General features: G+C 68.0%; 18 protein-coding genes. 9 read left to right on the plus strand and 9 right to left on the minus strand.

The features are described 5' to 3' along the window. Nucleotides 1-21: 21 nt before the first annotated feature. From BM337_RS00445 to BM337_RS00455, 3 genes are all read right to left on the minus strand, one after another. Nucleotides 22-816 (minus strand): sugar phosphate isomerase/epimerase family protein, encoded by a 795-nt coding sequence (locus tag BM337_RS00445; RefSeq protein ID WP_089812833.1) that lies wholly within the window; start codon nucleotides 814-816, stop codon nucleotides 22-24. An 88-nt stretch (nucleotides 817-904) separates the two neighbouring features. Then, the gene (locus BM337_RS00450; protein WP_089812835.1) at nucleotides 905-1516 is read right to left on the minus strand and encodes a cell division protein CdpA domain-containing protein; all 612 of its coding nucleotides are present in this window, start codon (nucleotides 1514-1516) and stop codon (nucleotides 905-907) included. A 293-nt stretch (nucleotides 1517-1809) separates the two neighbouring features. Beyond that, entirely contained in the window at nucleotides 1810-2553 is a 744-nt protein-coding gene (locus BM337_RS00455; protein ID WP_089812837.1) for a DNA polymerase sliding clamp, read from the minus strand. A 144-nt stretch (nucleotides 2554-2697) separates the two neighbouring features. On the opposite strand from BM337_RS00455, the gene BM337_RS00460 reads away from it, so the two are divergent. Next, a complete protein-coding gene (locus BM337_RS00460; RefSeq protein ID WP_089812839.1) occupies nucleotides 2698-3429 on the plus strand; it encodes a hypothetical protein in 732 nt (243 codons plus the stop codon). A 102-nt stretch (nucleotides 3430-3531) separates the two neighbouring features. Here BM337_RS00460 and nirK read toward each other — a convergent pair whose 3' ends face one another. Next, nucleotides 3532-4623, minus strand: coding sequence for a copper-containing nitrite reductase (gene nirK, locus BM337_RS00465; protein WP_089812841.1), 1092 nt, complete (start codon nucleotides 4621-4623; stop codon nucleotides 3532-3534). Nucleotides 4624-4867: 244 nt separating this feature from the next. Here nirK and BM337_RS00470 point away from each other — a divergent pair, with 244 nt between their 5' ends. The 3 genes from BM337_RS00470 (at nucleotide 4868) to BM337_RS00480 (ending at nucleotide 7251) form a co-directional block, all read left to right on the plus strand. Next, nucleotides 4868-5737, plus strand: coding sequence for a DNA adenine methylase (locus BM337_RS00470; protein WP_089812843.1), 870 nt, complete (start codon nucleotides 4868-4870; stop codon nucleotides 5735-5737). Nucleotides 5738-5784: 47 nt separating this feature from the next. Beyond that, complete coding sequence (locus BM337_RS00475) at nucleotides 5785-6564, plus strand: 23S rRNA (uridine(2552)-2'-O)-methyltransferase (protein WP_089812846.1); 780 nt, start codon at nucleotides 5785-5787, stop codon at nucleotides 6562-6564. A gap of 96 nt (nucleotides 6565-6660) precedes the next feature. Next, entirely contained in the window at nucleotides 6661-7251 is a 591-nt protein-coding gene (locus BM337_RS00480; RefSeq protein WP_089812848.1) for a peroxidase-related enzyme, read from the plus strand. 51 nt (nucleotides 7252-7302) lie between these two features. Here the strand turns inward: BM337_RS00480 and BM337_RS00485 are convergent, their stop codons facing one another. From BM337_RS00485 to BM337_RS00495, 3 genes are all read right to left on the minus strand, one after another. Further along, entirely contained in the window at nucleotides 7303-8034 is a 732-nt protein-coding gene (locus BM337_RS00485) for a queuosine precursor transporter (RefSeq protein WP_245778572.1), read from the minus strand. After that, entirely contained in the window at nucleotides 8027-8218 is a 192-nt protein-coding gene (locus BM337_RS00490) for a ribbon-helix-helix domain-containing protein (RefSeq protein ID WP_089812852.1), read from the minus strand. Before BM337_RS00490 ends, BM337_RS00485 begins: the two co-directional genes overlap by 8 nt. A gap of 285 nt (nucleotides 8219-8503) precedes the next feature. Further along, nucleotides 8504-11059 carry a twin-arginine translocase subunit TatC gene (locus tag BM337_RS00495; RefSeq protein ID WP_089812854.1) on the minus strand — a complete coding sequence of 852 codons (2556 nt, stop codon included), beginning with the start codon at nucleotides 11057-11059 and terminating at the stop codon, nucleotides 8504-8506. A 112-nt stretch (nucleotides 11060-11171) separates the two neighbouring features. Here BM337_RS00495 and BM337_RS00500 point away from each other — a divergent pair, with 112 nt between their 5' ends. Beyond that, on the plus strand, nucleotides 11172-13052 hold the full coding sequence (locus tag BM337_RS00500) for a twin-arginine translocase subunit TatC (RefSeq protein ID WP_245778573.1): 1881 nt from the start codon (nucleotides 11172-11174) through the stop codon (nucleotides 13050-13052). 61 nt (nucleotides 13053-13113) lie between these two features. Here BM337_RS00500 and BM337_RS00505 read toward each other — a convergent pair whose 3' ends face one another. Then, a complete protein-coding gene (locus tag BM337_RS00505; RefSeq protein ID WP_089812856.1) occupies nucleotides 13114-13623 on the minus strand; it encodes a TspO/MBR family protein in 510 nt (169 codons plus the stop codon). Between the two features lie 84 nt (nucleotides 13624-13707). Next, nucleotides 13708-14586, minus strand: a complete 879-nt coding sequence (locus BM337_RS00510; RefSeq protein ID WP_089812858.1) for an NAD-dependent epimerase/dehydratase family protein — start codon at nucleotides 14584-14586, stop codon at nucleotides 13708-13710. A gap of 95 nt (nucleotides 14587-14681) precedes the next feature. On the opposite strand from BM337_RS00510, the gene BM337_RS00515 reads away from it, so the two are divergent. The 4 genes from BM337_RS00515 to BM337_RS00530 all read left to right on the plus strand — a co-directional run bounded on the left by BM337_RS00515 (nucleotide 14682) and on the right by BM337_RS00530 (nucleotide 18739). Next, nucleotides 14682-16640, plus strand: a complete 1959-nt coding sequence (locus BM337_RS00515; RefSeq protein WP_089812860.1) for a CheF family chemotaxis protein — start codon at nucleotides 14682-14684, stop codon at nucleotides 16638-16640. Between the two features lie 38 nt (nucleotides 16641-16678). Beyond that, a complete protein-coding gene (gene htpX, locus BM337_RS00520) occupies nucleotides 16679-17548 on the plus strand; it encodes a zinc metalloprotease HtpX (RefSeq protein WP_089812862.1) in 870 nt (289 codons plus the stop codon). 88 nt (nucleotides 17549-17636) lie between these two features. Then, nucleotides 17637-18254 carry a PspA-associated protein PspAB gene (pspAB, locus tag BM337_RS00525; protein ID WP_089812864.1) on the plus strand — a complete coding sequence of 206 codons (618 nt, stop codon included), beginning with the start codon at nucleotides 17637-17639 and terminating at the stop codon, nucleotides 18252-18254. Nucleotides 18255-18256: 2 nt separating this feature from the next. Then, nucleotides 18257-18739: a hypothetical protein gene (locus BM337_RS00530; protein WP_089812866.1), complete on the plus strand. Its 483-nt coding sequence runs from the start codon at nucleotides 18257-18259 to the stop codon at nucleotides 18737-18739. Nucleotides 18740-18762 lie beyond the last annotated feature (23 nt).

Consider the following 18762-nt stretch of genomic DNA (forward strand, 5'->3'; position numbering starts at 1 on the left):
GAGTGCCGGCGGCCCTCTCGATCACGCCACCTGTGACGACTCGCTGAGTAGGCGCTCGAACTGGCGCCTGCTCTCGGCGGCGTACTCCGGCCGGTAGGGCCACAGCTCGTGCGTACAGGTTCCTTCCCAGTCCGTCTCGACCATCGCCGTCGCGATGGCGTCGAAGTCGACGAATCCGAGGCCGACGGGCAGGTGCTCGTCCTCCTCGTCCCGCCGGGTCTCGTTGATGTGGACGTGGTCGATGCGGTCGCCGTGCTCGCGGATCAGGTCCGCCTGCTCTTTGCCCCCTTGCCCGGTCACGTAGGCGTGCCCGGTGTCGAGACAGCCCGCGGCGTCGGTCCGCTCGAAGAGGTCGGGGAAGTCCCCGGCGCCGAAGTAGGGCGACTTCAGGTTCTCGACGCAGGGCGTGACCCCCAGGTCGTCGGCGTGTCCCGCCACCCGCCGGACGGTGTCGTATATCCACTCCCGGACGTCGTCGTGGTCCCAGGTGTCCGGGTGGGCCTTCGAGACGCCGTGGAACACCGCCCGGTCCGCGCCCATCGCCGCCGCCGCGTCGAGCGCGGCTTCCAGTTCCCGGATCGCCCCCTCGCGGACGTGCTCGTGGGGCGACCCGGGGTCCAGTCGATACGGGAGGTGCGCGACCAGGCCGACGCCGTGGTCGACCGCGGCGTCGCCGACACTTTCGGGATCGATGGTCCGCCGTTCGAACCCGTGTTCCATGTTCACCTCGACGAAGTCGAACTCCCGGTCGTCGGCGAACGCGAGCGCGTCCTCGTAGTCCGCCCGCTGGCCGACCATGAACCCCTGGCTGATCATACAGGCGCGTCGCACGGACGGCAAGTCAGTGTGTCGACGGCGACTCGAGGTGTCGAGAGAACGCGACAATCGGCCCGTTCGAACCGGCTCAGTCGTCGAACCGCGACTCCAGTTCCCGAATAACCTGCTCCGTCTGGCCGCCGTCGCCGCGGATGGCCTTCCGGTAGTGCTGGTACTCCTGCCGGGACAGCTGGACAGTCTTCGTCTCGCCCTGCCGCTTGAGTTCCAGGCTGACCTCGTCGGTCGGGTTGTTCCGGACGTGGAACTCGGCGATGGCGGTGAAGACGAACCAGAACGCGAGGCTACCCCCGGCGAAGTAGGTGAGCATCGTCGGGAACGCCATCTGGTTGGCCCCGTCGGTCCAGCTGTGCGGATAGGACTGCGTGAACAGCCAGACACCACCGAGACAGAGCACGGTCCCGGCGAGGACGCCCAGGCGCTCGCGACGGCTCGCTGGCAGCACGACGACGACGCCGATCATCAGCGCCGGGATGGCCAGCCCCGCGACGACGCCGGCGATGCCCTGGGCCGCGACGACGCCGTCGGCGCCGACGAGGCCGTTGACCGACCCGGTCCCGACGACGATGGCCGCGACGATGGCTGCCACGCCGACGGCGACCAGCGCGGCCCCGGCGTAGACGCGTCTCGGGTCCCGCCCCTCGAAGCGTGAACCGGTGTAGGCGTCGCCGAGACTCTCCATAGTGGATCCGTCGTATTCGTTCTACTAAATCATGCGTCAGACGCTCGCAAGACTAGACGTAGTTGCAGTTGCTGGGACTGGCAGATAAACTATCGACAACAGAGGAAAGCCCCGGCCGGTTCGAGTCCCAGGCCTCGTTGCGCTCCTCGGCCTTCGGCCTCCGGTGCTTACGTCGGCCGGGTTCCTCGAACCGGCCGCCCCTTTCATTCCCACCCTGGTGGTCGGCAAAGACTGCCGTACCGCGCGGCTGCGGACCGTAGCGATAAGAGAAGATCGGAGAGACGAAGCGGGCGTTACTCGCTCTGGATTCTGGGAGCCAGCATGTACGTCACGTTGCCCTGGCCCTCGGCGAAGTCGAAGTGCATCTTGACGGGGAACTCCTCACCCAGTTCCATCCGGACCTCGGCGTCCTTCGGGATGGCCTTGTTCATGTTCTTCAGGTAGTCGAGCGAGAACAGGGAGTGTGCGTCGCCGGCGGTCAGGTCGATCAGGTCGCCCTCGTCGAGTTCGAGGTGGACGTCGTCGGTGTCGCCCTCCGCGTCGACGTAGAACAGTTCGTCGGCCGAATCGACGCCGAGCGCGATGTGGTCCGAGACCATGTCGGCGGCCTTCACCGAGCGGGCGATGTCGCGGCCCTCGATGACGACGTGGGCCGGCAGGTCGAGATCCGGCAGGTCCGGCTCCTGGCGGATGGAGTCGGGGTCGATGAGCGCGAGGGTGTACTCCAGGCCGTCGATGGCGATGTGGAGCTTGCGGGTCTCCTCGTCGAGTTCGAGGTGGACGAGCTGGCCGGCGTCGCCCATCCCGGCGATGTCCTCGAGGCGGGCGAGGTTGACGCCGATGAGGCCGCCGTCGGTCTCGTAGGATTCGAAGGCGCTGGCTTCCAGCGTCATGTCGACCATGCCGACGTTGGCCGGGTCGACGGCACGGATCTCGATGCCGTCCTCGTCGAGGTGGATCTTGCACTCGTCCACCAGCACGCTCACAGAGTCGAGAGCAGCCTGGAGCGTGTCCGCGCTCACGATAGCGTTGAACATCTTGAAGCGGGCTACGCCCCCATCCGTTAAAAAGTCACTTCATTACGCCCACGCGCGAGCGGGCGGCCCGGTAATTCGATAACGTACCAGTCGGATGCCGTCCGCGGAATTGCTTTCCCCGTCAGCCGCCAATCTGTGTACGTAATGTCAGATCCCCCACCGAGCAGTCAGTTCGACGACAGCGGGACCGCGTACTCGCGACGAACAGTGCTTCGCGCCGGCGGAGCGGCAGTCGGGACCGTCGCGGCGAGCGGCGTCGCCGCCGCCCAGAACGAGACGGGGACCGGCGAGGCAGGGACCGACGAGACGACGGCCGACGGGACGGCGGCCAGCGAGACGCCCTCGCGGGTCACCACCACGGGCGTCACGCTGGAACAGGAGGACATCGAGGGGGACCTGGTCGGGATGTGGATCCACGTCGGCCGGCCGGTCGAACCGGTCCAGGCAAGCATCGCCGACCAGTGCGACGCCGTCGACTGGGGGGACGAAGACACGCTCACGTACGACGTCACGCTGTTCGACCGCCGGGCCGACCAGTACGAACAGCGAACGCAGCTCTACCTCCCCCGGCGCGCCGAAATCGGCGGTGGCGACCTGTTCATCATCAACGACGAGATACCGTGTGAGAGCGGGTACGTCGCCGTCGAGCTCGAACAGATAGGCGCCCGGAACGTCGACGCCGGCACCAAGCCCGGCGAGGGGATCACGGAGACCGGTGCAGCTACAGAGGCAGGCGGGGCCGCACAGGGGCCCAGCGGCGGGGCCGGTCCCGGGTTCGGTCTCTTCGCCGCAGCGGGCGGCCTGCTCGGCGGTGGCTGGCTCCTGAACCGCGCCGGCGAAGAAAACGGAGACGGGAACGGCGGATCAGACAGCTGAGAGTGGTGGTCGTCAGCCCGTACCGGTGTTCGAGGTGGCCAGTTACCGGCGAACGCCGGTAAAAAGGGGCAACCACCACTGCGAGGCGCCCTCACCGACTGCTCAGGCCGGGTCGGCGTCGAATATCTCTGGGTCTTCCTCGCCCTCGACCGAGACGACGGCCAGCGCGCCCTTCCGGGCGACCCGACTCAGCGCGTGGTCGACCAGCTTGATCGGTCCGGGTACGGGATTGTGCATCGTTGCGACGACGGCCGAGCCTGGCATCACCGGCGTCGTCTGGACGTTGACCTGCGGCCGGGACTCGACCGACCCCTGCGGGTACACCTCGTCCCAGACCGACCCGATGGGGTGGAGGCTGGACGTGAGATTTGGCCCGCCGTCGGCGAAGAACACCCGGACCGTCTCGTCGGTCCCGACGGTCGGCACGCCGTAGCCGTCCGGCGTGATGGCGTACTTCTCGCCGTTGACGAGGACGTAGGTCGGGTCCTCCGCACGCTGGGTCTCGAAGTCGAAGTCGTGGTGGCCCTCTTCGCCGGCCTCACCCGTGGTGTAGAGCTCGTGCTGGCCGAAGTAGAGCTCGTGGTCCACCGCTGGCAGACCCTCCTCTGGCTCGACCAGGATCATCCCGAACATCCCCGAGGAGATGTGGTAGTCCATGTTCGGCACGGCGCAGTGGTAGACGAACGCGCCCGCGTACGTCGTCTTGAACCGGAACGTCGCGGTCTCGCCGGGAGTGACCATCGACGCCTCGGCGCCGCCGCCCGGCCCGCGCACCGCGTGCAGGTCGATGTTGTGGGGCATCGAGTTGCTCTCGTCGTTGGTGACAGTGAGGTTCACCGTGTCGCCGACGCGAACGCGGATCATCGGCCCCGGAATCTGCTCGTCGAAGGTCATGTACGTGTACGTGACCCCGGGCTCGACCTCGGCGACGACTTCCTTCGTCGTCATCTCGATGTCGTGGGTGGTCGGTTCGTCACGGTCGATGGGCGATGGAATGTCGGTCGGGTCCGCGGCGACGCGGTCGACGTCGGTGGCTTTGGCTGGGTTCATGGATGGCTCCTGGGGCGTGCTCTGGTCGACTTGCGGTTCTTCGATGGTCCCCGGCGTGGAGACGCACCCGGCGACGGCGGTCGCACCGCCGACACCGAGGGCTTGCAACACGCGCCGACGCGTCGTGAGCGGGACTGATGACATAGGTGATTCCCTCTACCTACTGCTTGTCCGACCACCCGCATATACCAGGTAGCGGCGTCTCAGCGGGCGAGAAGCGGTCTCAGGGATCGAGAACCGACCCGAACGTGTTCGGATCCGGGACGACCCCTCCTGTTCGATCCGGGAACGATTCCCCTGGTCGTCCCGAGACTCGAACGCGGGCGGGTGCAACGGGACCGGCCACGCTTACGGGGATTTATGGTGTAGAGCGGTCCACTCGTGAGTGATGGTCCAGCCGGTGCTGAAGTGGGCGGGCGGGAAGCGCCAGTTACTCTCCGAGATCACTGCTCGCTTCCCCGAGTCCCACGAGCGCTATCACGAGCCCTTCTTCGGCGGCGGCGCCGTCTTCTTCGACCTCGCGCCCGCGGAGGGCTCGATCAACGACATCAACCGACGCCTGGTGAACCTCTATCGCGTCGTCCAGCGCCAGCCCGAGCGACTCGTCGAGGAGAACCGGACACACGAACACTCGGACGACTACTACTACGACGCCCGCGACGAGTTCAACCGACTACACGCTATCGACGACAAGACGGCGGACGAGCGCGTCCGCGAGGCGAGCCTCTTCATCTACCTCAACCGCACCTGCTTCAACGGCCTCTACCGCGAGAACCAGGACGGCGAGTTCAACGTCCCCGTCGGCAACTATGTCAACCCCGACTGGGTCCAGGCCGAGCGGGTCCGCGCCGTCAGCGAAGCGCTCCAGGACACCGCCATCCACAACGACGACTTCGAGTACGTCCGCGAAGCGGCCAGCGCCGGTGACCTGGTCTACTTCGACCCGCCGTACCAGCCAGTGTCGACGACGGCGGACTTCAACGACTACCACGCCGAAGGGTTCGACAGGGACGACCAGCGCCGCCTCCGCGATCTCGCCGTCGACCTGGACGAGGCCGGCGTCCGCGTCGTCCTCTCGAACTCCCCGCCCGTGGCGGAACTGTACGAAGAGTACGACTCGTTCGAGGTGGAGATCGTCCAGGCGACCAGAGCGATCAATTCGGACGGGGACAACCGCGGTGAGGTCGCCGAGGTCATCATCACGAACGTACCAGCCGACGAACGCCGGCGGCGAGAGCTGTCGGAGTTCACCGACTGAGCACCGAGACGACACCCCTAACCCCCTCCGCCGATTATCGACGCCAAATGAGTGGCAAGGACGACTACTACAACAGGGCCAAGCAGGAGGGGTATCGCGCCCGCTCGGCCTACAAGCTGCAGCAACTCGACGAGACGGCCGGGTTGCTCGGCGAGGGCGGCACCGTCGTCGACCTGGGCGCCGCCCCCGGTGGGTGGCTCCAGGTCGCGGCCGAACGCGTCGGCGACGGGGGCACCGTCGTCGGCGTCGACCGCCAGCGCATCGACGAACTGGAGGAGGACCACGGCGCCGACGTCGAACTGGTCCGCGGCGACATGACCGACGCGGACACCGTCGACGAGGTCATCGACATCGTCGGCGATGCCGATACCGTCATCTCCGACATGGCACCGAACATGACCGGCGACTACGACCTCGACCACGCGCGCTCGGTCCACCTGGCGAGCCAGGCGTTCGACGTCGCCCTGCACGTGCTGGGCAGCGGCGGCGACTTCGCGGCGAAGGTGTTCGACGGCCGCGACCTCGACGACCTCAAGGAACGCGTCGAGAACGAGTTCGAGTACGTCCGCGAGGTCCGCCCCGAGGCCTCCCGCGACGCCTCCTCCGAACTCTACCTCGTCGGCAAGGGCTTCCTCACCGCGCCGGTCCGCGAGGGCGACGAACTCGAGGTGACCATCGAGGACGTCGGCAGCGAGGGCGACGGCATCGCCAAGGTGGAGGGGTTCACCCTCTTCGTCGGCGGGACGGAGCAAGGCGAGACGCTCACCGTGCGCGTCGACGACGTCAAGCCGGACTTCGGCTTCGCACAGCCGCTGGACGGCTACTGAGGGCGCGGACGACCCAGCGGCTCACCGCGTTTTCCTCGAAAGCGCCGTCGAATCGACCGGCCAATCTTCTTGCCGCCCCGGACCGTTCGGTACCACATGACAAGCGCCGAACCAGCGATGCGACGATTCGAGGTCCCCGACGTCGACGACCTTCCGGACGACCTCCGGGAGCGCATCGAGGAAGAGACGGAGCGAGCGGGCTTCACACCGAACGTCTTCCGCGCGCTGGCGTACCGCCCCTCGCACTTCCGGGCCTTCTTCGCCTATCACGACGCGCTGGTCGAGTGGACCGAACTCGAGCGCGAAGAGGTGGAGATGATCGTCGTCGCCGTCAGCGGCGCCAACGACTGCCTCTACTGCGTGGTCGCCCACGGCGCGCTGTGTCGCATCTACGCCGAGGATCCCCACCTCGCCGAGCAACTCGCGACGAACCACCGGACGGCGAACGTCGGCGACGCGCACCTGGCGATGCTCGACTTCGCAGTAAAATTGACCGAGCAGCCCGCCGAGATCGGGGAGGACGATTTCGCCCGCCTGGAGGACCACGGCTTCAGCCGTCGGGCTATCTGGGATATCGGCAGCGTGGCTGCCTTCTTCGCCCTCTCGAACCGGCTGGCCCACCTCGCGGACATACGCCCGAACGCGGAGTTCTACGATCTGGGACGGGACCAGAACGGAAACGGGTGAGCTGCCGGGAGAAGTGGAGAGGTGGAGAGAAGAGCCCCCGAAGCGCGCCTGTCAGTCCGCCCGGACCGGGACGACGTTCGCGTCCGTCCGCTTGGCCAGTTCGACGACGCCGTAGACGAACGGGGTGTCGGCGACGGCGACGAGGAGCTTGAAGACGTACTGGCCGACGACGAGCGTCAGGGCCTCGGCGAACGGCAGTCCCTGGAGGACGTAGAAGCCGACGCCGACGAAGATGACGGTGTCGAGCAACTGGCTGGTCGCCGTCGAGCCGATGTTTCGCAGCCAGAGGTGGTCGCCGTCAGTGTACTCGCGGAGTCGGTGGAAGACGATCACGTCCCAGTTCTGGCTGACGACGTACGCCGAGAGGCTGGCGACGACGATGGCCGTGCTGGAGCCCAGCACGTTCCGGAAGGCGTCGAGGTCGACGGACTGGGCGGCCTGGGGGAGCGCCGGCGCCTCGATGGTCGACCAGATCAGGAGCAGTAAGACGAAGTTCATCACGAAGCCGACGTTGACCACCACCTGGGCGTTCCGCTTGCCGTACAGCTCTGCGATGCAGTCCGACGCGAAGAACGTCAGCGCGTACGCCAGCGCCGCCCCCGGCAGGACGAGCGCGTCGATGCCGAGCGGCAGCGAGAACGGCAGCCCGAACGCCAGCAGCTTCGACGCCGTCACCTGCGCAGTCACGAGCGCCGTGACGAACAGCGCGACCAGCCCCACCTGCAGCGGCGCCATCGACGGAGCGCTTGCCGGCGTCGCTGCCGTCGCAGTGCCGTCACTCATCTTCGGACACCTCTTCGTCTGCCAGTCGGCCGTGTCGGTCGTCTATCTCGTCGAGGATGTCGAGGTTCTTGCGGATCGACGCGCGGATGGCGTCGCTCCGGTTGACGAACTTCCCGTCGTCGCCGACGTGGCGGTCCAGGTCGTTCAGGAGTTCCCGGGGAATCTCCACGCTAATCTTGGGCATGTCTTCTCCAGGTGCACTCTCGGTAATATGGGATGCGATCTGTTGGGACGAACTGTAGATGGAGGGGATCGGAAGACTGCGACAGAACCACTAACGACAGAAGAAAGCCCTCGCCGCGCTGAACTCGCGCGGACCACGCTGCGCGCCTCACTCCGTTCGGTGCTTACGGGTCCGTGCTTCGTTCAGCCCGGCTCGCCCTTTCAGTCCACCAGGAGATCGGCTGGTCCATCGGCTATCGAAGAATGTAGTTGAGTAAGGTGAATGTGGTCAAACTCCCTCTCGGCCTCAGTCCGCGGCCTTCCGGCTGGCCTTGGGCGCGCGTCGGCCGCCCAGGGTGTATAGCCACAGCAGTCCCAGGCCGACCAGGAAGGCGATGGTGATGGGGATGGCCACGAGGAACATCGTCCAGATTCCCTTCGGGGAGAACAGCGCACCGGCTGCGAACACGCCGAGGGTGATGGTGCGCCAGCGCTCCTGGAGCGTCTGGAAGGGGACGATGCCGCCGCGGTGGAACAGCAGCATCGTCACCGGCACCTCGATGAGGAGGCCGACGCCGACAGTGAACATCAGCACCAGCCACCCGAACTTGGCGACGCGGTAGGAGATGATCATGTCCGCCTGGAGGACGTCGTAGGCGAGCCAGGAGATGACCGTGGGCGCGACGTAGAGGAACCCGATGAGACTCCCGCCGATGAGGGTGAGGAAGACGGTGCCGCCCCAGACGCCGAGTACGTTCCGGTCACCACCGACGAGCCCGCGCTTCTCCATGGCGGGCCAGGCGAAGTACAGCAGGAGCGGCACGACGGAGATGGCCCCCATGATGGTCGAGAACTTCACGATGAAGATGAGGTGCTCGACGGGGTGGAGCGTGATGAAGCGGACGTCCTCTTGCATCTCCGGCGGGAGGTGGGAGACGAAGGCGTTCTTGATGATGCCGATGCCGGATGTGGTGTCGACGACGGGTTCTTGCTGGACCAGCACGGTCGCGTTCTCGATCCGGTAGGGGCCGCCGGGCTCCGAGATGTTCTGGCCAGTCACCGTCGCGTTGTACAGCAGGACGGAATCGTTTTGCAGCACGGCTGTGCTCGGTCTCGCGCCGGAGTCCCCCGTCCCCTCCCGCGTCGTCAGGACGGCGTTACTCGCGACGGCGTCTGCCCGCCCGCTGGTCTCGTTACGAGCGAGGACAGTGACGCCCTCGTTGAGCACGTCGACGTTCTCGGCGACGACGGTGCCGTTCTCCGCGATGACGGTCCCGCCGTCGGCCATCGCCGCGGCGCCGGCGCCGGGGATGCCCGAGTAGAGGAAGACGAAGACGACGCTCGTGACGATCATGAACGTCGCGACGAACCAGATGGCCTTCGAGGTGAGCGAGTCGAAGATGAAGGCCAGGTCGTGGTAGTAGCCGCCGATGTCGTCCTCGGTGGTCTCCTCCTCCGTGAAGGCGTTGAGCATCCCCGCGGAGGTCTCGGTGAAGACGCCCCCGCCCTCTTCGTCCTCGGGTTCGGCGGGGCCTTCGGTCGCGCCCTCGCCGCCTTCGGCGGCCGCCCCGTCGCTCGCGTGTATCTGGTCGAACCGGTCGAGGATGGCCTGGGCCTTGTCCGTGTCGTCGTCGCTCATGGCCTGGTCGGCCAGCTTGAGCGCCTCGGTCTCCTCCATCTCCTCGAAGGCCTCGCGCGGCGCAGCGCGGACCGCGTCCGCGGAGAGTGACCCGACGTCGATGGCGGTCGGGTCGCCGAAGTTCCCGGCCTCGGCGGCGGCGACGCCGAGTTCCTGGATCATGTAGTAGTACAGCACCAGGACGGCCGCGAGCAGGCCGACGGCCGCGCCGATGAGCAGTGCAGTCGTCTCCGGCGGGAGGCCGAACCAGGCCGGTTGCTGGATGTCGCCAGTGAGTTCGTCCGAGGGGAACCAGGCGGCGAAGCGCTGGACGTAGCCGAACGTAGTGGGGGAAGCGATGACGTAGGTGACGAGCGCGCCGACGACCAGCGCGGCGGCGGCGAGCTTGTTCCAGCGCGCCCGGGCGACCGACCGGGCGCTGACCTCTTCGCCCGCCCGCTTCGCCTGGACGAGCATCTTCGAGATGCCGAGGCTGATCGCGTACAGCCCCACGAGCGGCGCGGCCCACATGATCTGGGTGAACGGGTCCGGCGGCGAGAACAGGGCGCCGAAGCCGAAGATGGCGACGACGGCCCACTTCCAGCGGTCCCGGAACGTCTCGTAGGGGACGATGCCGGAGTAGGAGAGCGCACTCATCATCAGCGGCATCTGGGCGGCGAGGCCGAACGACATCCCCAGCAGCGCGATGAACTGGACCCACAGCACGATGGAGTAGTTGGGCTGGAAGTCCGCGTTCAGCGCGTTCTCGGCCAGGAAGCCGAACATCAGGGGGAAGAACAGTTCGTACGCGTACACGACGCCGCCGACGAACAGCGCGAGGCTGGTGACGGCGATGGCGCCGATCTTCCAGGTCGCCACCTCGTCGCCGGGCCAGAAGCCCCGTTCGCGCAGCGCGTCGCGGCTGAGGTAGATCAGAATCGGCAGCGCCACCAGAATCCCGGCGACGGCGCCGATCTTCACCTGCAGCAGGATGACGTCGAACGGCGTGACCGCGATGACCTTGGAGGCCTGCGACGTCGTCAGGTCCATCTTCGAGTACAGCAGGTCCCGCTTGAGCTGGTCCCACAGGAAGCTCTGCAGGACCATGATAGTCGCGAGCAGGACGACCACCCAGACGATGAACACCTTCTGCAGGTGCTTCTGGGCGGTCCGGAGCATGGTCCCGGCGGTCTCCCGACCGCTCTGGACCGTCCGCATCGTGTCCTCGTCGAGCCCACTCGCCATCTTTGCCGTTGGTAGCCCGCTGCCCGTTATCAATTTGTTCATCAGGACTCCGGTCCGCGCCGGGCCGCGGGAAAAGAAAGTTTACAACAGCGAGTGGCCAAACCCGGGACAGATGGGCGATCGCCGAGACACCGAGCCGGGCGAGGACGACGGGCCAGCGGGTGCCAGCGGCGGCGATCCCGACGACGATCCCGGGGACGACGCCGGGATCACGAACGACATCGGTGGAGAGGGCGACGCCGGGAACGAGGACGACACCGGGAACGGTACCGACACCGAGGTCGAAGAAGACACCGAGGAGTCCTCGGACTCCTACCGGGAGCAGTCCTCCATCGACTTCGACGGCAAGATGGGCGACCCGAGCGACTACACCGAGGGCAGGGAACCGCCCGAGTGGGTCGAGGAGGTCAAGCGAGAGTCGGGTGACGACGAATCCGAGGGTGACGACGAAACCGAGGGTGACGACGAGAGCGTCGAGGCCGATGAAGGTGCCGACGAGAGCGACGACGGTGACGAGAGCGATACCGACGAGGTCACCGGCGACGAGATCACCGCCGCCGACCCGTCCGGTGGCGACGCCGACGACGGGGCCGACGACGACGCGGACGACGACGCCTACGAGATCGGTCCCAGCGAGGCGTCGGCGGTCAGGAATGAGGCGGCGCCCGGCGGCCCCGCGGGCCACGACCCGGTCGCCGCCGGCGCCGGTGGTGGCGGCGGTGGCGGCGGTGGCGCACTCGGCGGCGCGACGGCGCCGGACGACGAGGAGATGCCGCTCACCGAACACGTCGAGGAGATGGCGCTGCGGTTCATGGCCGTCGGTCTCGTCGTCGTCGGCGTCGGCGCCATCACGCTGTTCTACGCTGACGAACTGATCAACTTCCTCTGGTACTCCTTCCTGGGTCCCGGCCAGCAGACCTGCCTGGAGGGATCGTTCCTGGGCGGGCGGCTGTCCGTCACCGACGCCTGTCCCGACTCTGTCAGCCCGCGGATCTACCACCCGCTCGCGCTCGTGCTCGCGCGTCTGAAGGTGGCCTCGCTGGTCGGGATCATCGCCGCGCTCCCGGTCGCCGTCTACCAGACCTACCGGTTCATGCGCCCCGGTCTCTACCCCCGCGAGCGCCGGTACTACCTCGCCGCGGTCCCGACGAGCCTGGTGCTCGCGGCCGTCGGCGTCGGCTTCGCCTACTTCGCCGTCCTGCCGGCGATGTTCTCGTACTTCACGAACTACAGCGAGCAGGCCGCCGAGATCGCCTTCGGCCTGACGGAGACGTTCAACCTCATCGTCCTGATGATCGGCTTTTTCGCCATCGTCTTCCAGATCCCGCTGCTCGTGATGCTCGCCATCATGATGGGCGTCACGACCCGCCGGTGGCTCGAAGACCGCCGACTGTACTTCTGGGGTGGCTTCGGCGCGCTGGCGTTCGTGTTCAGTCCCGACCCGACCGGGATGGCGCCGCTGATGGTCGCCGTCACGATGATCGGCCTGTTCGAGGGGACGCTGTTCCTGCTCCGCTGGACCGACAGCGACTCGCCGCTGTTCGACCCGGCGGCCTTCGCCGAACGGCGGCCCTACGCCTGGGCGCTGGCCGTCGCCGCGGGCTACCTCGCCAGCGCGGCGCCGCTGCCCGGCAGCTACTACGAGCAGTTCCCCGCCCTCGTCCAGAGCACGCTGGAGTTCAACGACCTGGTCGCGATGACGCCGATCATCACCGCAGTCGTCCTGATCGGCCTGTTCGAACTGCTGGCCTATCTGGTCCGCAACTACTCGCGGAACGTCCGTGTCTGGGACGTCGTCAACCGCGCCCGGGTCCCCTACTGGATCCTCGCGCTGGTCGTCGGCTACTTCGCCAGTCCGAACCCGCCGGGCCTCCAGACCGTCGAGGCGCTCGCGCTGCCCCAGTCCGAGGCCGTGGCCGTCACCGCGGGCCTCATCGTCGGCTTCGAACTGCTCATCCTGACGCTGCGCTGGCGGAAGCAGCGAATGGAGTGAACAAGTTCTGTCGACGGGGGCGGTTTTCGAGGGAGCGGTTCCCCGTTTCTGCAGCGACTCCTCAGTTCAGCGCCCAGAAGCGGTAGTTCAGGAGCGTCGCGAACAGGACCCACGCCAGGTAGGGCACCAGTAACGCAGCGGCCCGCCGGTCCACCCGGGCGAAGGCCCAGAGAGTCGCCGCGACGAGAACGTCGAGGACGACGATGACACCCAGGGCAGCGAGGAGGTCCTGGGCGCCGAAGAAGACCGGCGTCCAGGCGAGATTGAACGCGAACTGCAGCGCGAACAGACCGAGCGCAACTCGCACGGCCCGTGCATCGAGACCGCGCCGCGCCACCAGGTACACCGCGACGCCCAGCAGCGTGAACAGCGCCGTCCAGACGACGCCGAAGAGCCAGCCCGGCGGGTAGATGGCGGGTTTTTCGAGCGCGGCGAACCACGCCGAGTCGGGGCCGGCGAGAAGCGCGGGCGCCGCCCCGAGCGCGTTGACGGCGACGACGGCGCCAGCTGCCCACAGGAGGTCCCGGCGGTCGAATCCGCCGCTGCCCGGCGTCGAACTGGAGTGTGCCATACGCTCCCTTGGACCGCGGGACGAAAGTGTATTGGGTGGCTGACGGCGCGATGCAATAGGGTCCGTCGGCGCGCCGGTCGGCGACTACAGCGCCCGTACGTCCGGCCCCTCGGCGTCCTCGTCCTGTGCCTCGCGCCAGGTGTGTTCGGGTGTCCAGTCCAGCAGCTCCGTCGCTCGCGCGTTCGACATGCCCGACTCCTCGCCGTCCAGATTCACGTCGTCGGGGACCTCGCCGAACCAGTCCTCGAACAGGTCGACGGTGGGCTTGCCCCCGTAGTTCTCGTCGGCGGCGACGAGCAGCGGTTCGTGGCCGTCGATATCGGCCGCCAGCGCGGCGCTGACGGCGCTGGCGATGTCACGGACGTCGACGTAGCTCCAGAAGTTGCCGACGCCGCCGTCGCTGGGGTCGAAGTTCTTGCACTCGTAGTCGCCGGGGTACTGGATCCACGAGGGACGGATGGAGACGACGGAGACGTCGTACTGGCGGACGACCATCTCGGCGACCTCCTCGCCGACGACCTTGGAGGTGCCGTAGGGGTCCTCGGGCCGCATCGGGTGGGCCTCGTCGACGGGGAGGTAGTCCGGTAGCGGCGTCTCCGCGGCGAAGGGGAAGCCGTAGGCGCTCTCCGAGGAGGCCCAGACGACGTCGGCGCCGGCGCGGCCGGCCGCTTCGAGCACGTTGTACGCCGAGACGACGTTGTTCTCGAAGACAGTGCCGCCGGCGTGGCCCTCGGGGTGGGGGATGGCGCCCCAGTGGACGACTGCGTCGGGGTCGAACGCCGTTATCAGATCGAAGACCTCGCCGCGGTCGGTCAGGTCGGCCTGGCGGACGTCGACGTTCCGGTGACCGCTCTCGCCGCGGACCCGGTCGACGCAGACCACCTCCTCGTACTCCGCAGCGAGTCGGTCGACGATCCATCGGCCCGAGCCACCGAGGCCGCCGGTGACGAGTACGGTAGACATCTGTCCGTGTCCAGGGGACAGACACCGATAAAGGCCAGTATCACTCGTGCGAACAGTCGCCACCATTCATATACTATGATCGACGATAGCAGGTGATGGACGACTGGGTGGACCCGGGGGAGACGCTCGAGACGGCGTCGTTCGAGCGGCTGTACAGGGGCGCGCTGGAGCTGGCGTCGTCGGTCGAACGGACTCGCGCGGCGACGCTGGTCCTGCTGACCGGCCGGCTGGGACTGACCCTCGAGGAGGCGCTGCATTGCAACGAAGGGTGGGTCGACTGGGAGCGTGCCGAGTTGCAGGTCCCCGAGAAGGATCCCTGTGCCTGTGCCGGGTGCTGGGAACTGGCTCGCCGGCGCCGGGAGCACACGGACCCGATCCGGGAGGTACTCTACGAGGAGTGCTGGTCGCCGTCGCCCGACAGGGCGCCCCGGACCGTTCCGTTCGGCTGGTCACGGCGGATCAGCGCGGCGCTGCTGGCGACGGCCGACCGGTACCTGCTGGATCTGTTGCCCGGGGACGCCCGGGAACTCCTCCGGGCCGCCGGCGAGGCCGCGGACGGTATCGAGCCCGACGACCTCACGCCGGGGCTGCTCGCCGCCACGACCGTCGACTTTCTGTCCGACCTGGGGCTGGAAGCCGACGGCACCGCGGCCGTCCTCGGCGTCGGCGAGGCGCGGGTCGAACCCTACGCCGCCGCCGGCGAGTCCGACGTGACGACCCGGATGGCCCGCCTGGCGGGCGTCGACGGCAGCGCCGACCCCGAATCGGCGTTCCCGGTCGCCTGCGGAACCGAGGCCTTCGAGTCGGAACCGTTCGACGTCGGGGCGGCCGACGCCGACGCACTGGCCGAGCGAGCAACCGCGACCGACGCCCCCGAGCGGGTCCCGCGGCCGACCGACCTGCCGGCGTCCGTGGACTACGACCCGGCCGACCACGCCGCGGCGGGCGGCCCGAACAGGCGGACCGACGCCGGATCGTGGGCGGAGGGTCCGAGTGCTGCCGACGGGAACGAAAACGCGCTCCGCGCGGACGGGGCGTCGGCGGTCACGGGTGCCGACCGCGGTCGCGCCGGCCTACCCGACGATCCGTCCACAGCGAGCGGCAGCCAGGCGACGGCGCCCGACGTGACCTGCGCCCGCGACGTCGTCACCCAGCCGGTCGTCGCGGACTTCTCGACCCGCGCCGCCGCCGACGGGCTCTGTGGCGGCCGCGAGATTCCCGGCCGGGTCATCCTCGGGCAGGAAGAGCTGTTCGTCCTCTGGAGCGAGGAGAAGGGCGCCGAGGACGCCGACGCGCCGCACCTGCTGGTCCCCCTCGAGGACGTCTGGGACGTCCGCATCGACGACGTCCCCGGTCGCCTGAGCGCCTCGTTCCCCCACGCAGTCACCGTCGGCCACCGGCCGTCGGGCCGCGACGAACTCGCCGTCAGCATCCAGCTCCCGCCCGCCCAGCGCCGGGACATGGCGTCGGCGCTGTACCGCATCCTCCTCAACGTCACGCCGATGACGGTCGTCGACCCGGCCCGGGAGGGCGGACGCGTCACCGACGCCGACCCGGAGGAGATGGTGCTGTACGTCCGACCCCACGGCGTCGCGTTCACCGACGAGGCCGGGGACGCGGCGCGCCTCGCCTTCGACCTCTCGGACGTGGTCGACGTCGAACGCATCGAACGGAGTTTCGACGGCGAGAGCCGACCGGCCGTCCAGCTCCGCAGGGTCACGGACAATCGACCGGTGACGACGGTCGTCACCGCCGCGGACGACCGCCTGCGCCGCCTGGTCTGGCGCTACGTGCGCCGGGAGTACCACCAGACGCTGGCGACGGTCCGCGGGATCCGGCTCTCCGACGCCGAGAAGATGGTGATGGTCGCGCTGTACTCCACCGACGGCACGCCGGATCTGGGCTCGCTGCTGGACCTGACCGAACAGGAGCTTTCGGCGGCGCTGCAGTCCCTGGCCGCCAAGGAGCTCGTTCGCTCGGCCGAGGCGGCCACGGACCTCACCGGAACGGGCCAGCTCGCCGTGAGCGACCGCCTCGAGAGCGTGAACCACTAACGAACGCCTTTACCCGTTTCAGTACGTACGGCCCCCATATGCAGTGGAAAACCGACTGGGGACTCCGCGCCCGGATGGTGCTGACGATGTTCCTGCTGTTCGCCCTCTACATCGTCTTCGTCGGCGTCCTCGTGGAGTTTTCGTACTTCTGGATGCTCCCGCTGATGGGAGTGTTCCTGTTCGCGCAGTTCTTCTTCAGCGACAAGCTGGCGTTGCGCTCGATGGGCGCCAGGACCGTCGACGAGGACGAGTATCCGGAACTCCACCGGATGGTCGAGCGGCTCTCCCAGCAGGCCGACCTGCCCAAGCCGAAGATCGCTGTCGCCGACTCGCGCGTACCCAACGCCTTCGCCACGGGCCGCTCGAAGAAGAGCAGCGCCGTCGCCGTGACGACGGGCATCATGGACACGCTCGACCAGGACGAACTCGAAGGGGTGCTCGCCCACGAACTCGCCCACATCAAGAACCGCGACGTGATGGTGATGACCATCGCCTCGTTCCTCTCGACCATCGCGTTCATGGTCGTCCGCTGGGGCACCTTCTTCGGCGGCGGCAACCGCCGGAACGGGGGCGGGGGCGTCATCGTCGCCATCCTCGCCTCGCTCGTGGTGTGGATCATCTCCTTCCTCCTCATCCGGGCGCTCTCCCGGTACCGGGAGTTCGCCGCCGACCGCGGCGGTGCGACCATCACCGGCAAGCCCGCCGCGCTGGCCTCGGCGCTCATGAAGATATCCGGCCGGATGGACAAAGTCCCCAAGGAGGACATGCGCGACCAGGCGGAGATGAACGCGTTCTTCATCATCCCCATCAAGTCCGGCTTCGTCGGGAAGGTGTTCAGCACCCACCCCTCGACGGAGAAGCGCGTGGAACGCCTCCGTGACCTGGAGCGGGAACTCGAAGGGTTCTGAGTCGGACGGTCTCTCACCGCCGTCCGTCGCTCGACCTCGTCGGTCCCGGACGGAAACCACCTTATCGCAGGCACCCCACAGTCGACCCATGGGACTGTTCGACGGCCTCAAGAGCGTCCTCGGCATCAAGGCCGAGGCCGACGCCACCCGCGACGCCGACCCCGACGACCTGTTCGGGATGTCGACGGCCTACCTGACGATGGAGGCCGAACTCGGTTACGCGCCGACCGGCGACGCAGCGCTGTGTTTCGCCGACGTGGACAACACCGACTTCCGTGACGCCATGGACGAGGTGGAGGCCATCCTCGACGCCGGCGAGGTCGAGACCGGCACGACCGCGGAGTTCACCAGCGACGACCACGGCTACCAGTGGATCGTCCTCCACGACGAGGAGTTCGAGGACCTCGTGACGTCCATCCACTTCGCCGCCGACACGCTGATCGAGGCGCGCTACGGCTCGCGGCTGCTCGCCGCCGTCTTCGCCTTCGAGCGCGACCACGACGGCCTGCTCGCCTACTGGATCTACTCGTTCCGGCGCGGCGCCTACTACCCGTTCGTCCCCGAACCCCACGACGACCACGAGCGCGACTCCGGCGCCGAGTTCAAACTGGAGAGTAACCTGGACGGCGAGTTGAGCATCGAGAACGACAAGAAGTACTGGTACGCACTGTGGCCCGACCGGCGCGGGTTCCACCCCTGGGAGTGAGGATGGCCGCGAACGCCGACGCATCCGGGGACGACGTCGCCGTCTCCGACCACTTTCGGCTGTCCGGGGACGGACCGGTCGACGCCGACCTCCCACCGGGCGTCTATCGCGTCGTCGGAACCCCCGAGGACAGTGTCACGGTCCTTCGGGTCGTCGACGCCGACGGCCGGCGGGTCCACACCGGCCAGATCCACCGCGTTCCGCGAACCGACCTCGACCGGTTCGAACCGGCCACGAACCCGGACGAGAACCGATCACTGGCCGCGGCCGTCGCCGGGCAACTCGACGGCCTCGCCTGGCAGGGGCGGCTAATCGGCCGGGCTGTGGCCGCTCGGCCGATACCGGGGGCGATCGCGCTCGCACTCGTCGCCGCCGGCCTGTTCGGCGACCCGTACCTGCCGATTCCCGAGCTGTTCGACGTGTTGCTGTTCCTCGCCGGCGTGGGCCTGCTCGTCTCGCTGACGCGCACCACGACCCGCCGGTAGCGTCGGCCGTCCGTCACGACTGG

Source organism: Halomicrobium zhouii, from assembly GCF_900114435.1.
GTDB lineage: Archaea > Halobacteriota > Halobacteria > Halobacteriales > Haloarculaceae > Halomicrobium > Halomicrobium zhouii.

Excerpts from the sequence above, each read along its gene's own strand:
- BM337_RS00510 (WP_089812858.1), bottom strand. The coding sequence starts at position 14,586 with ATGTCTACCGTACTCGTCACCGGCGGCCTCGGTGGCTCGGGCCGATGG.
- BM337_RS00485 (WP_245778572.1), bottom strand. The coding sequence starts at position 8,034 with ATGAGTGACGGCACTGCGACGGCAGCGACGCCGGCAAGCGCTCCGTCG.
- BM337_RS00480 (WP_089812848.1), top strand. The coding sequence starts at position 6,661 with ATGACAAGCGCCGAACCAGCGATGCGACGATTCGAGGTCCCCGACGTC.
- htpX (WP_089812862.1), top strand. The coding sequence starts at position 16,679 with ATGCAGTGGAAAACCGACTGGGGACTCCGCGCCCGGATGGTGCTGACG.
- BM337_RS00455 (WP_089812837.1), bottom strand. The coding sequence starts at position 2,553 with ATGTTCAACGCTATCGTGAGCGCGGACACGCTCCAGGCTGCTCTCGAC.
- BM337_RS00450 (WP_089812835.1), bottom strand. The coding sequence starts at position 1,516 with ATGGAGAGTCTCGGCGACGCCTACACCGGTTCACGCTTCGAGGGGCGG.
- BM337_RS00505 (WP_089812856.1), bottom strand. The coding sequence starts at position 13,623 with ATGGCACACTCCAGTTCGACGCCGGGCAGCGGCGGATTCGACCGCCGG.
- BM337_RS00470 (WP_089812843.1), top strand. The coding sequence starts at position 4,868 with ATGGTCCAGCCGGTGCTGAAGTGGGCGGGCGGGAAGCGCCAGTTACTC.
- BM337_RS00515 (WP_089812860.1), top strand. The coding sequence starts at position 14,682 with ATGGACGACTGGGTGGACCCGGGGGAGACGCTCGAGACGGCGTCGTTC.
- BM337_RS00495 (WP_089812854.1), bottom strand. The coding sequence starts at position 11,059 with ATGGCGAGTGGGCTCGACGAGGACACGATGCGGACGGTCCAGAGCGGT.
- BM337_RS00530 (WP_089812866.1), top strand. The coding sequence starts at position 18,257 with ATGGCCGCGAACGCCGACGCATCCGGGGACGACGTCGCCGTCTCCGAC.
- BM337_RS00475 (WP_089812846.1), top strand. The coding sequence starts at position 5,785 with ATGAGTGGCAAGGACGACTACTACAACAGGGCCAAGCAGGAGGGGTAT.
- pspAB (WP_089812864.1), top strand. The coding sequence starts at position 17,637 with ATGGGACTGTTCGACGGCCTCAAGAGCGTCCTCGGCATCAAGGCCGAG.
- nirK (WP_089812841.1), bottom strand. The coding sequence starts at position 4,623 with ATGTCATCAGTCCCGCTCACGACGCGTCGGCGCGTGTTGCAAGCCCTC.
- BM337_RS00460 (WP_089812839.1), top strand. The coding sequence starts at position 2,698 with ATGTCAGATCCCCCACCGAGCAGTCAGTTCGACGACAGCGGGACCGCG.
- BM337_RS00500 (WP_245778573.1), top strand. The coding sequence starts at position 11,172 with ATGGGCGATCGCCGAGACACCGAGCCGGGCGAGGACGACGGGCCAGCG.
- BM337_RS00490 (WP_089812852.1), bottom strand. The coding sequence starts at position 8,218 with ATGCCCAAGATTAGCGTGGAGATTCCCCGGGAACTCCTGAACGACCTG.
- BM337_RS00445 (WP_089812833.1), bottom strand. The coding sequence starts at position 816 with ATGATCAGCCAGGGGTTCATGGTCGGCCAGCGGGCGGACTACGAGGAC.